12 protein-coding genes are annotated in these 13,503 nt (G+C 47.6%); all 12 read left to right on the top strand.

What is annotated here, in order from left to right:
• A partial coding sequence (gene xseA, locus CCU_RS03320) for an exodeoxyribonuclease VII large subunit (protein WP_208895950.1) occupies positions 1-1,082 on the top strand: 1,082 nt, incomplete at its 5' end.
• 2 nt (positions 1,083-1,084) lie between these two features.
• The gene (xseB, locus tag CCU_RS03315; protein WP_015533558.1) at positions 1,085-1,318 is read left to right on the top strand and encodes an exodeoxyribonuclease VII small subunit; all 234 of its coding nucleotides are present in this window, start codon (positions 1,085-1,087) and stop codon (positions 1,316-1,318) included.
• Positions 1,315-2,199 carry a polyprenyl synthetase family protein gene (locus CCU_RS03310; protein ID WP_015533557.1) on the top strand — a complete coding sequence of 295 codons (885 nt, stop codon included), beginning with the start codon at positions 1,315-1,317 and terminating at the stop codon, positions 2,197-2,199. The genes xseB and CCU_RS03310 overlap by 4 nt, the downstream gene beginning before the upstream one ends.
• Before the next feature lie 21 nt (positions 2,200-2,220).
• Positions 2,221-4,098: a 1-deoxy-D-xylulose-5-phosphate synthase gene (gene dxs, locus CCU_RS03305; protein ID WP_015533556.1), complete on the top strand. Its 1,878-nt coding sequence runs from the start codon at positions 2,221-2,223 to the stop codon at positions 4,096-4,098.
• Positions 4,099-4,109: 11 nt separating this feature from the next.
• Positions 4,110-4,913: a TlyA family RNA methyltransferase gene (locus CCU_RS03300; protein WP_208895949.1), complete on the top strand. Its 804-nt coding sequence runs from the start codon at positions 4,110-4,112 to the stop codon at positions 4,911-4,913.
• A 10-nt stretch (positions 4,914-4,923) separates the two neighbouring features.
• Positions 4,924-5,778 (top strand): NAD(+)/NADH kinase, encoded by an 855-nt coding sequence (locus tag CCU_RS03295; protein ID WP_015533555.1) that lies wholly within the window; start codon positions 4,924-4,926, stop codon positions 5,776-5,778.
• 1 nt (position 5,779) lies between these two features.
• A complete protein-coding gene (locus tag CCU_RS03290) occupies positions 5,780-6,229 on the top strand; it encodes an arginine repressor (RefSeq protein WP_015533554.1) in 450 nt (149 codons plus the stop codon).
• Between the two features lie 57 nt (positions 6,230-6,286).
• Positions 6,287-7,972, top strand: coding sequence for a DNA repair protein RecN (gene recN, locus CCU_RS03285; protein WP_015533553.1), 1,686 nt, complete (start codon positions 6,287-6,289; stop codon positions 7,970-7,972).
• 105 nt (positions 7,973-8,077) lie between these two features.
• On the top strand, positions 8,078-9,190 hold the full coding sequence (locus CCU_RS03280) for a SpoIVB peptidase S55 domain-containing protein (RefSeq protein ID WP_015533552.1): 1,113 nt from the start codon (positions 8,078-8,080) through the stop codon (positions 9,188-9,190).
• Positions 9,191-9,342: 152 nt separating this feature from the next.
• Complete coding sequence (locus CCU_RS03275; RefSeq protein ID WP_256364696.1) at positions 9,343-11,418, top strand: SulP family inorganic anion transporter; 2,076 nt, start codon at positions 9,343-9,345, stop codon at positions 11,416-11,418.
• Between the two features lie 245 nt (positions 11,419-11,663).
• A complete protein-coding gene (spo0A, locus tag CCU_RS03270; RefSeq protein ID WP_015533551.1) occupies positions 11,664-12,467 on the top strand; it encodes a sporulation transcription factor Spo0A in 804 nt (267 codons plus the stop codon).
• Positions 12,468-12,610: 143 nt separating this feature from the next.
• Positions 12,611-13,423 (top strand): sporulation transcription factor Spo0A, encoded by an 813-nt coding sequence (spo0A, locus tag CCU_RS03265; protein WP_015533550.1) that lies wholly within the window; start codon positions 12,611-12,613, stop codon positions 13,421-13,423.
• Positions 13,424-13,503 lie beyond the last annotated feature (80 nt).

Below are 13,503 nucleotides of genomic sequence, written 5' to 3'. Positions count from 1 at the left end.
AGGTATATGGACTCAAGTTTGCTCCGAAGAACGGAGACAAGGTTCATGCATTTGGTCATATTGATGTCTTCGTGAGAGACGGAAAGTATCAGCTCTATGTAGACAGGCTGGTGCGTGTGGGTGACGGCGAGGTGAATGCCAAGCTGGAGAGACTCATAGCCAGACTGGACGGCATGGGGCTGTTTTCGCAGGAATACAAGAAGCCTATTCCCGCCTATCCGAGGCGTATTGGTATAGTGACGGCGGGGGCAAAGGCTGCGATAAGCGATATCCGTGCAGTGGCAAAACGGAGGGATCCGTATGCCCAGCTCTATTGTTATCCTGCGACCGTGCAGGGACAGTATGCGGCGGCGGATATATCCAGAGGAATCGAGATACTTGATTCCATGGGGCTCGACCTCATCATCGTCGGAAGAGGCGGAGGTTCCAAGGAGGATCTGTGGGCGTTCAATGAGGAGCAGGTGGCATGGGCCATATTCAATGCGGAGACACCTATCATATCGGCTACGGGGCATGAGATAGACACCACAGTTGCGGACATGGTTGCGGACAGGAGAGAATCCAATCCGTCCACGGCTGTCATGCATGCGCTTCCGGTGGTGGCAGAGACAGTTGCCGGATTTGACAGGAGACTTGAACAGCTCACCATGCTGATATCCGGCAGGATAGACAGACTTGCGAGGAGTCTGGATGGATATGACAGGCAGCTCAGACTCTTAAGTCCATCCGGAAGAATGGACAGTCAGAGGCAGCAGCTTGACAGAATAGAGAAACAGATAAATGAGCTGATGGCGGATAAGATAGAGGACAGATCTATGCGCTGCGACAGACTTCATGATAGGATGAAGAGCGCGATGGTCAGAAAGTACGACATGACAAGGAATGCCCTTGCGGTCATGACGGAGAGAATACATGGCCTTTCGCCTACAGCTAAGCTCATAAATGGATTTGGATATATTTCATCGGATGGTGAGCCTGTCAGATCTGTGGTAGGGATCACACCTGGGGATGATATAGAGATAACTCTTCATGATGGAAGAATACAGGCGGTCGTGGCTGACGTGACCGGGCAGGAGGAATAGATATGGCAGAAGATACACAGAATATGGATACAGCGGACACTCTTCAGGATGTGTCCATAGAGGAGGCTCTTGCCAGACTTGATGAGATAGCGGCTGCGCTTGAGAATACTGATACGGGGCTCAAGGAGTCCATGGAGCTTTATTCTGAGGGCGTCCAGCTCATAAACAGATGCAGGAATTACCTGTGCGATGTTGAGAAAGAGATGATAACACTTTCGGGTCAGGAGGAAGCATGATAGATAAACTTATAGCGGAGAAGGCGGCAAGGATCAACGATATAGTTGAGAGCTATCTGCCACCTGCAGACGGATTTAACAGGACAGTGTGTGAGGCCATGGCGTACTCGGTAGAGGCGGGTGGAAAGAGGCTTCGTCCAATGCTCATGGAGGAGACATACAGGCTGTTCGGTGGCAAATCAGAGGTTATAAAGCCGTTCATGGCTGCGATAGAGATGATACATACATATTCACTCATACATGACGATCTTCCGGCTCTGGACAATGACGATTACAGGCGCGGAAGAAAGACATCCCATGTGGTATTTGGCGAGGCGATGGCCATTCTTGCGGGGGATGCGCTGCTCAATTATGCATATGAGACCGCATGTAAGGCATTTGGCATGGGTGAGGATATACATGCTGTGGCGTCTGCGATGTGTGTGCTTGCGCAGAAGCCGGGTATAAACGGCATGATAGGCGGTCAGGTCGTCGATGTGGAGATGACCGGCAAGGAGCTCTCAAAGGAGCAGCTTGAATATGTGTATGAGAACAAGACCGGAGCCCTCATAGAGGCATCCATGATGATAGGCGCGATACTTGCGGGGGCAGACGAGGCTAAGGTTGCGGCGGTACACAAGATAGCATCGGACGTCGGCATGGCATTCCAGATCCAGGACGATATTCTGGATGTCTGTGGAGACAGTGCGCTCCTTGGAAAGCCGACGCTGAGTGATGAGGAGAATGGCAAGGTTACATATGTCACGATACATGGAATTGATGAATCCAGACGTTATGTGACTGAGCTGTCGGAGAGAGCAGTAAGAGAATTGGAAGAGATAGGCGGGGACAATGAGTTTCTGAAGGAATTGGTCATCTGGCTGATAAACAGGGATAAATAGGACTCCTCTCGTGGTGTGCATATGAATATACTGGATAGAATAAATAAACCAAACGATATAAAGGATATAGACAGGGAAGATCTGCCGGAGCTGGCGGATGAGATCAGAGAATTTCTGGTGTCGCAAGTGAGCGAGACCGGTGGACATTTGGCTCCGAATCTTGGATGCGTGGAACTTACCATGGCACTTCACAGGGTTCTGGATTTTCCTGAGGATAAGCTTATATGGGATGTGGGACATCAGTCCTATGTCCACAAGATACTGACGGGCAGGAAGAATGAGATGGGCACTCTCAGACAGTTTGGAGGAATGAGCGGTTTCCCGAAGACCAGTGAGAGCCCGTGCGATGCGTTCAATACAGGACACAGCTCAACATCTATTTCCGCTGCGCTTGGAATGGCGTGCGCCAGAAGTATCAAGGGTACAAATGAGAAGATTGCAGCAGTGATCGGAGATGGCTCCTTCACAGGTGGTATGGTATATGAGGCCATGAATAATATGGCGGATATCAAGACCGGCTGCCTTGTTGTGCTGAACGATAACAATATGTCCATTGATCAGAATGTCGGCGGCATGTCCACATATCTAAGCAAGATACGTGTTGGACAGCAGTACAATGATTTCAAGGGCAATGTGGAGAAGATACTCATGAAGATCCCTGTGGCTGGAGAGCATCTTGCCAGAGGACTGAAGAAGTCAAAGGATTCCATCAAGCAGATATTTGTGCCGGGGATGTTCTTCGAGGAGCTGGGAGTCACATATATAGGACCTATAGACGGACACGATATAGATGTGATGGAGGCCACTTTCCGCAAAGCGCTTAAGCTCAACAGACCGATCCTTGTGCATGTGAAGACTGTGAAGGGCAAGGGTTATACCCATGCCGAGAGACACCCGAGCTATTTCCACGGCATTGATCCGTTTGATATACAGACAGGAAAGGTCATGAAGGACAGGAAGGTCATGACAAACACAGGAGTGTTTGCCAGAAAGCTGGTGGAGCTTGGTAAGGCTGATCCAAGGATAACGGCCATAACGGCTGCCATGGGCAAGGGAACAGGAGTGGCGGCATTTGCCGCGGAGTTCCCGGACAGGGCTTTTGACGTGGGCATTGCGGAGGAACATGCGGTGACGTTTGCCGCGGGACTTGCTGCGTCGGGACTGGTGCCTGTGGTTGCGATATACTCGTCATTTTTGCAGAGGGCATATGATCAGATCTTACACGATGTGTGCCTGCAGAAGCTGCATGTCATATTTGCCATTGACAGGTCAGGGCTTGTCGGTGCAGATGGCGATACACATCAGGGCATATTTGACACTGCGTTTCTGTCACATATTCCGAACATGACCATCATTGCGCCGAAGAACAGATATGAGCTCACCAGAGCGATGGAGTGGGCTGTTGCTTACGACGGTCCGGTTGCGCTCAAGTATTCCAGAGGAGAGGCTTATTACGGACTTAAGGAATACAATGCGGATATTGAGTATGGCAGGAGCGAGATGATCCACAGGGGACAGAAGCTTGCCATAGTGGCTGTTGGAAACATGGTCCAGGAGACCGAGAAGGTGTATGACAGACTGCTGGCCGATGGAACAAATGTCACATTTGTCAATGCAAGATTCCTGAAGCCGATAGATACTGATATGATAGATGAGCTCAGCAGGGATCATGAACATATAGTGGTTATTGAAGAAGAGATAAAGCATGGCGGATACGGATCTCTGGTCGAGGAGTATGTCATGGACAGACACCTTGATGTGGATGTGACAGTGTGTGCCATTGAGGATACATTTGTACAGCATGGAAGCGTGGAGGAGCTCAGGAGGATGCTGAAGCTTGACGCGGATTCGCTGTATGACAGGATAAAACATATAATATCGACAGATTGTACAGAATAAGAGGAAGACAGATGAAGAAGAGACTTGATGTTCTCCTTGTAGAACAGGGACTGGCAGATTCACGAGAGAAGGCGAAAGCCATCATCATGTCAGGAATAGTGTATGTTGACAATAACAAAGAGGATAAGGCCGGCACGACATTTGACGAGACTGCTAAGATAGAGGTCAGGGGCAACACCCTCAAATACGTGAGCCGTGGAGGCCTGAAGCTTGAGAAGGCTATGGATCATTTCGGCGTGGAACTTGCGGGTAAGGTGTGCATGGATGTAGGTGCTTCCACTGGTGGTTTTACCGACTGTATGCTGCAGAATGGTGCGGTGAAGGTGTATTCCGTTGACGTGGGTCATGGACAGCTTGCATGGAAGCTCAGAAATGACGAGAGAGTTGTCTGTATGGAGAAAACAAATATACGATATGTCACACCTGAGGATATTGACGATAAGATTGAATTTGCTTCGATAGATGTGTCATTTATATCTCTTACAAAGGTGCTTCCAGCGGTAAAGGAGCTGCTTACGGATAGTGGAGAGATCGTGTGCCTTATCAAGCCGCAGTTCGAGGCGGGAAGAGAGAAGGTCGGCAAGAAGGGCGTTGTCAGAGAGCTTTCAACCCATATTGAGGTTGTGGAGATGATAGTCGGTTATGCCAGAAGTATAGGATTCCGCACACTGCACCTCAGCTATTCACCTATAAAAGGACCTGAGGGCAACATAGAATATCTGCTCCACATATCAAAGGACGAGTCGAAGACGAATGAGGAATTCGACATAAAGGCTCTGGTGGAGGAGTCCCACAACGAACTGAACAAGTCATAGAGGATACGATATGAAGAATTTTTATATAGTATATAACCCGGATAAGGATGAGGATAATCGTATAACGTCGGAGCTCACAGTGTATATTGAATCGCAAAATGGTGCGTGTAAAGCCATGGACTGCTACAGCTTCAGTGCATGTGACAAGCAGCAGGTTACGGATGAGCTTGAGAGCTTTGACTGTATACTTGTTCTTGGAGGGGATGGAACACTCCTCAATGTGGCATCCAGTGCCAGCCATGTGGAGATTCCTCTGTTCGGGATAAATCTTGGAACGGTGGGATTCCTCACTGAGGGGGAGATTACCAACTGGCAGACCATCATAGACAGACTGCTTGCGGATGATTATTCTATGCAGGACAGAATGATGATCAGGGGAACAGTCAGAACAGGAGACGGCAAGGAGTGCAGGAAGAGGGCACTCAATGATATAGTTATCAGCAGGGCAGGATTTTCAAGACTTATAGGTCTTGATGTCTATGTAAATGGAAGCTTTCTGAATGCCTATGAGGGAGATGGAATCATCATATCGACCCCTACTGGCTCCACGGGTTACAATCTCTCAGCCGGAGGTCCGATCGTGGATCCTATGGCAAGACTGATGATCATCACTCCGGTATGTCCACATTCGCTGACTTCGAAGAGTATTGTGCTTCCTAGTGACGCAAAGGTTTCAATAGAGATCGCCAAGAAGCGGAAGACGCAGGACACCGAGGCGATAGTTTCATTTGACGGTGGAAATGATTTCGAACTGGCAGCAGGCGATGTTCTTGATATATGCGTGTCACAGAGAACCACGCAGCTCGTAAAGGCGAGTGACGTGAATTTCTACGAGATACTTAGAAACAAGCTTGGGGGAAAGTGATATGAAACAGAAGCGACAGGCGATGATTTTGTCGATAATCGAACAATATGATATAGAGACCCAGGATGAACTGCTGGAGAAGCTGGCCGAGGCGGGCTTCAATACGACCCAGGCCACCATATCGAGAGATATAAGAGAGATCAACCTCACCAAGGTTGCCGTGGCGGGTGGCAGGCAGAAGTACACTCTGGGAAAGTCGGCAACACATGAGTCCATAGAGTCGTACAGAAAGGTTCTCGGAGCTGGCATATTATCCATGGTGCCGGCGGAGAATCTGATAGTGATCAAGACAGTGTCGGGCATGGCTATGGCAGTTGCCGCAGCACTTGACAATGTGGAGATAAATGGACTCCTCGGAAGTATAGCCGGGGACGACACCATATTCCTGGCGGTCAGAAGCCGGGAGATGACCGATTCGGTCATGAAGACGATAGATAAGATGCAGAGATGACAGCTCTCTGTAATATGTTATGTGTAATAAAGTCTGTGCGTCAACAGGAGGATACAAATGTTACTTAATGTACATATCAAGAATATTGCACTCATAGACGATGCAAATGTTAATTTTACCGATAATCTCAACATACTTACCGGTGAGACCGGTGCGGGTAAGTCCATAATCATGGGAGCCCTGAAGATTGGTATGGGAGATAAGCTTCCGAAGGATATAGTCAGGGAGCCTGACAAGGAGGGCTTCTGTCAACTGCTTTTCCTGGTGGATGATCCCCAGGTGATTGAGCAGATCAGAGATCTGGGAGTGGAGCCATCGGAGGATGGCGAGATACTCATCACGCGGAGAATAAATAATTCCAGAACCATCAACACTATAAATGATATGGCGGTGACCGCCGCAAAGCTCAGGGAGGTATCTGCGCTCCTCATAGATATGCACACGCAGCACCAGCAGCAGACGCTCCTTAAGAAAGCGGAGCATATGAAGCTTCTGGATAAATATGGCAGAGCATCCATAGATCCCCTGAAGCAGAAGGTTGCAGAGTGTCACAGAGAGTACGTCACACTCAGGCGTGAGATGGACGAGCTCTCGATGGATGAGGCGGAGCGGAGCAGAAAGGTAGAATTCCTCAAGTATCAGATCGCGGAGATCGAGTCAGCAAATATAAAGACTGGTGAGGACGAAGATGTTGAGCATCAGTACAACAGGATGGTCAATTCACGCGATATAGTTGCGGCAGCTTCGGATGTATACAGCGTTACAGGTTATGAATCTTCTTCATCTGCGGGAAATGAGATCGGCAGAGCTCTGGCATCGATGAAGGGTATAAAGGATCTCGACGGAGAGATAGACGGTCTGTATAGTCAGTTGGAAAATATTGACGCGCTGCTGAATGATTTTAACGTTGAATTAAATGATTACATGCAGAGCATGGACTTTGACGATTCTGAGTTTAGAAGTGTTGAGTCCAGGCTTGACGTCATCAATGATATAAAGGGAAAATATGGAAGCACCGTGGAAGAGGTGTTCAAATATCTGGAGGACAGCAGGAAGGAATATGAAAGGCTGTCTGAATATGACGAATATATAGCAGGACTTTCAGACAAAATAAAAAAGGCGGAGAAAGCCATGCTCAAGGCAGCAGATGCGCTTACTGCTGAGAGACAGAAGCAGGCTGAGAATCTGTGCAGAGACATCAGAGATGCACTTGCTGATCTGAGTTTCATGGAGGTTCGGTTCGACATGGTATTTGACAGGCTTCCGGAGTGTACGGCAAATGGAATCGATGACTGCTATTTTGTCATTTCGACAAATGTCGGCGAGAAGATGAGACCGTTATATGACGTGGCTTCAGGCGGTGAGCTCTCAAGGATCATGCTGGCGATCAAATCCTGCATGGCGTCCGAGGACAATATCGGCACTCTTGTATTCGATGAGATCGATGTGGGAATAAGCGGCCGTGCAGCTCAGAAGGTTGCTGAAAAAATGGCAGTTATTTCCAGAAGCCATCAGGTTATAAGCATAACCCATCTTCCGCAGATTGCAGCGATGGCAGACAGTCATTATCTCATAGAAAAGTCTGCCGACGAGGGCAAGACAGTGACAAGGATCGTCCGTCTGAACGACGAGGAATCAACAGAGGAGATCGCAAGACTTCTCGGCGGTGTGATCATAACTGAGGCAGTCATGAGCAATGCCCGTGAGATGAAACAAATGGCAGAAAAGACAAAAAAATACTGATATAAAGTTATTCCTAACACAACATACTAAGAGTAACAGCCAAGGCTGTTACTCTTTTTTTATAAGCTATTAGTTGTTTTTAAGTATATGTAGGAGGAATAGATTATGAGGCGATATAAGAAGGTGATCATATGGGTGGCTGTGGCGGATCTGTTGCTCCTTGCAGCACTATTGGTTTTATGTGTGTTGGTGGACAGACGAGTGGATGTTGGAAGGTCAGAGAAGACAAGCTCAACACTTGATGGGGTAGTGTCAAGGGCGACCACGAAGGATGCGGAGTTTGGAAGTGATATATTTGACCGGCCTGTAGTTCCGTCCGGCGAGGCGATGGGAATCTATATGAAGACGGATGGAGTCTTGGTGGTGGATGTGTGCAGCTTTAAAAATGAAAATGGCGAGTCCTGTTGCCCTGCTGATGGAAAGGTCTGTACAGGGGATTATATTGTGAGTGTAGACGGTATGGAGATATCTAAGAGGTTGGAGCTGCTTGATATTGTTGCTGAAAGCCAGGGTGATAGCTTGTCCGTGAGATATATAAGGGATGGGGAGGAGAAGGTCTGTAGCATCACGCCGGAAAAAAACGAGAATGGCGCTTATCTGCTGGGCGCGTGGGTGAAGGATGATGTGTCGGGAATAGGCACGGTTACATTTGTCGACGGAACAAATTTCATGGCTCTTGGACACAGTGTGTCGGATATAGATACGGGAGTTATGATGCGATGCAGCACCGGTGGAGTGTACACAACGGATATTACAAATATAAGCAAGTCATACTCCTCGGAACCGGGAAGACTTCAGGGAAGCATCGCATATAGAAGATCTTTGGTCGGTATTATTGATGGCAACAGTGCCAGTGGAATATATGGACATCTGGACACCAGCTATTGCCAGGCGAAATACGGCGATGCGGAGCGTATGTATATAGCCAGAGGTCATGAAGTCCGCAAGGGGCAGGCTTATATATATTCCAGAATGAGCGGCGAGCTTGAGAAGTATGAGATAGACATAGAGTATGTGGACAGGAATTCATCCGACAAGAATATAGAATTCCACGTGACCGATGATGCCCTCATAGACCTGACGGGCGGAGTGGTACAGGGAATGTCCGGTTCCCCGATCATCCAGGATGGCAAGATAATCGGCGCCGTCACCCACGTATTCGTAGACGATCCAACCAGGGGGTATGGGATTTTTATTGAAAATATGCTGGAGGAGTGAAATTAATCCTGTTTAGTGATAAAATTAAGAACAGAAGTGCCGGACTTTAGCATAAGGCAGACCGGCACACACAAACATCCCAGGAGGGCAAGAAAATCAAGGTTTCAAAAATTTCATTATGTCATACACTAAAGAATTATAAAAAAGAGAATTTGCTTCCTGATCTTTTGACAGGAATTATCATAGCGGCGGTGTCCATACCTATATCGATGGGGTATGCACAGATAGCCGGGCTGCCGGCGGTATATGGATTGTATGGTTCGGTGTTTCCAATCATAATATTTGGATTGCTGTCCACGTCGAGGCAGTTCGTGTTCGGTGTGGATGCCGCGCCTGCGGCGCTGGTCGGAGCGGCACTGGTGACGCTGGGGGTTACGCCGGGAACAGAGCAGGCGATGCAGGTCGTTCCTGTGATAACATTCTTTACGGCGCTGTGGCTGCTGGTATTCTTCCTGTTCAATGCGGGCAAGCTTGTAAATTACATATCGACTCCGGTCATGGGCGGATTCATATCAGGAATATGCACCACCATCATACTCATGCAGGTGCCGAAGCTCTATGGAGCCGGAGCGGGAACAGGAGAACTGTTCGAGCTTGTGGAACACATAGCAGAGACGATAGGAGATGTAAATGTGCCGTCGATAATCATGGGACTTACGGCTCTTGCGGTACTGCTTGTTTCAAGAAGATTCATACCAAAGTTTCCGATGGCGATATGCGTCATGGCAGCGGGAGCGTTGCTGTCCTGCGTGATAGATATGGATGAATACGGAATAGTATGTCTGTCGGAGGTGAGCAGAGGACTTCCACAGATCGTTGTACCACAGATAGATGAGAGGATGCTTCCAAATATCATGACGGTCAGTCTGTCGATAGCAGTAGTAATCATGGCGGAGACGCTTCTGGCTGAGAACAATTTCGCCCAGAAGAACAGATATAAGATAGACGATAATCAGGAGCTTCTGGCATTTGGAATGGCAAATCTTGCAGCGGCATTCACAGGCTGCTGTCCGATAAACGGTTCCGTGTCCAGAACCACAATGAGTGAGCAGTATGGAGGCAGGACACAGCTCACTGGAATATTTGCAGGAGTAGTGATGATCGTGATCCTCGTGTGTGGAACGGGATTTATAGGTTATCTGCCGGTTCCGGTGCTCACGGCAATCGTCATCTCCGCACTCTACAGTGCTCTGGAATTTGATCTGGCGGCAAAGCTGTGGAAGGTGAGTAAGGTGGAATTCTACATATTCTGCGGAGCTTTCCTAGGTGTGCTGGTACTTGGAACGATAAATGGAGTTCTTATAGGAATCATACTCTCATTTGCCGCAGTCATAAGGAAGGCTGCGGACCCTCCGAGAAGCTTCCTTGGACTGGTACCTGGACATGAGGAATTCCTTGCGCTCGAGAGGTTTAAGCATGCATACCCGATACAGAATATAGTTATTTACAGATTCAGCAGTAACCTGTTTTTTGCAAATATAGCCATATTCCAGAAGGATATCATGGATGCGGTGCAGGATGACACAAAGGCTGTAATAGTGGATGCGTCCGCCATGGGAAGCGTGGATGTGACGGCTGCCAAGACCCTCAGGATCATGTATGATACGCTGAAAGAGAAGGGGGTGAAGCTCTATATCACGGAGCATATAGGCCAGCTCAACGTCCAGCTCAGAAAGCTTGGACTTGGCGACATGATAGAGGCAGGATGCGTGAGACAGACCATGGAGAGAGCACTGTCAGACTGCGGCCTTGAGAGTCCATATCCATTGGTTGGTGTACATAACAGTTATCATGACATCAGGAGAAAGAGAGCGGAGCACATGGCTCAGGAGCTTGTGTGGGCATTTGGCGATGATGCGGAAGATGTCATAGAGAAGCACATCCGTGAATCCATAGGCAGTATGAAGAACGGAACCGGGGTTGAACAGCTCATGACCGGTTTCTGGAAGCAGATGGATATACAGGATGAGGAAGAATGGCTTGAGCATATGGAGGCCCACATAGAGGAGATCGTGAGGGCCACAGGCGAGGATGAGGACTCTGTTGCAGAGCGTATCGAGCGCAGGCGGAGCCAGCTTCTTCACAGGCTTGAGAGCGAGCATCCTGAATTTGTCGACAGATATAAGGCGAGAAGAAAACGAATGGATGAGCACCTGAAGGAGCACAATCCGGCGGCCTATGATGCGATCATAAGACTCAGAGAAAAAGAACATACAAAAGAGAAGTGATCATGCGCGGCATATCGACCCGAAAAGGGAAGATATGCCGCATTTTTTCATTAAATGTGCGTATGTGGTCTGCTGGTGTCAGTCGCAGTAGAAAAAATGTTTTCCGGAAGCTGATGCTGTCGTAACTTGCGAAGTTCTATATATTCCCAAGAAAACTACATTTATATATAATGTTCGTAGTGGAATAACAGGAATAAAAAAGTAAATATTGTTATTCCGTCACTATACTTGGGAAGGAGTATAACATGAGTCATGTTAAAGTTATGATGGTAAAACATGACAAAAGAGAAATTGAACAGCTAAAGCACGTATTTGAGGATATGCCTGATTATGAGTACATTGGATGTTGTGAGAAGGGTGACGAAGCTGTTAAGAAAATTGCAGAAGATAAGCCAGACATAGTGATCGCGGACGAGGTTATACCCGGTACGGATATCACGGATATGGTCGAGGGCGTATCTGGAAATAAGAACCTGAGAAATGTCAAATTTGTGCTCTGTTCATCGAAGCAGCACAGAAATTATCTGGACTTTGTATTTTCGACGATAGGTGACAAGGCAGTGGTGAGACTGCTTGAACAGCCATACGATGAGAAAAAGGTCAGAGGTGTGCTTGATGATGCATGTAAAGGACGCGGAAGCAATACAACCCAGCTTCTGAAGATGGATGAAAATGAGCAGAAGACGGACGAGCTGGAGGCGGTGGTGACCAGGATAATCCACGAGATAGGAGTCCCGGCGCACATCAAAGGCTACCAGTATCTCAGAAGCGCGATAGTCATAGCTGTGGGGGATATGGATATTTTGAATTCTATAACAAAGCAGCTTTATCCGACGATCGCCCAGATGTACGGCACAACTGCATCAAGGGTGGAGAGAGCCATAAGACATGCCATAGAGGTGGCCTGGAGCAGAGGAAAGATAGAGACTATCAACGAACTGTTTGGTTACACCATAAGTGCGGGCAAAGGAAAGCCTACGAACTCAGAATTTGTCGCTCTCATTGCCGACAAGATAAGACTGGAAGCGAAGATGAGAAATGCAGGGTAATTTGTAGTAAAATGTTGTCATAATATGTGATATTAAAAACGATATTAAAAGCACTTGACAAATTATATCATATTTAATATTATTATAAAGCAGTTGGGATAAGCGCTTAATCCTGTAAATTTATACATAACAAGGGAGATACTATGGGAAACAAAGGGATCGAAATTGTAATTGCTGATGGCGACAGCACACAGATAGCAAAACAGATCGCCACATATGCATCAAAGGACGAGATGAGAGTAGTTGATATGGTCAGCACCGGGGATGAAGCGGTGGAATCAATAAAGCTCTACAAGCCGGATATAGTGATACTGGACATTTGCCTTTCGGGAATGGATGGCTTGGGAGTGATGGAGCATATGAGTGAATTGCCTGAATATCAGAATACGATATTTGTGGTACTCACATCGGTGTCATCACAGAGACTTATAAGATGTGCATTTGAGATGGGTGCGACATATTATATCCTGAAGCCGTACAATCCGGTGCAGCTTGTGACGAGACTCAGACAGATGTATATGAAGAAGAAGGAGCTTGAGTCAGGGCTGAACGACAAGCTTACATGTCTCACAGAGAAGAGTATGGCACACAAGATAGAGAATACTATAGAGAGCGATGTGACGGATATCATCAGGGATATAGGTATTCCTGCAAATATAAAGGGCTACCAGTACATCCGTGAGGGCATCATCATGGCGGTCAACGATGTGAACATGCTGAACTACATAACAAAGCTTCTCTATCCGACGATAGCGAAGAAATATAAGACCACATCCTCCAGCGTGGAGAGAGCCATAAGGCATGCCATAGAGGTGGCGTGGAACAGAGGTCAGATAGACACCATCAACGATTTGTTTGGATATACAGTGAATGCGGGAAAAGGCAAACCGACAAATTCCGAGTTTATCGCACTCATAGCGGACAAGCTCAGAATAGAGTATAAGAAAAGGGCATAACAGGCTCACAGAGTAGGCAACATACCTTGAAGAACTGACAGTTATCATGTATAATAACTTAGGTACAAGAAGCAGGATAC

The sequence above is a fragment of the Coprococcus sp. ART55/1 genome, from assembly GCF_000210595.1.
Lineage (GTDB): Bacteria > Bacillota > Clostridia > Lachnospirales > Lachnospiraceae > Coprococcus > Coprococcus aceti.
Note: the sequence above shows the minus strand (reverse complement) of the source record. Positions and strands in the feature narration are given on the sequence as shown.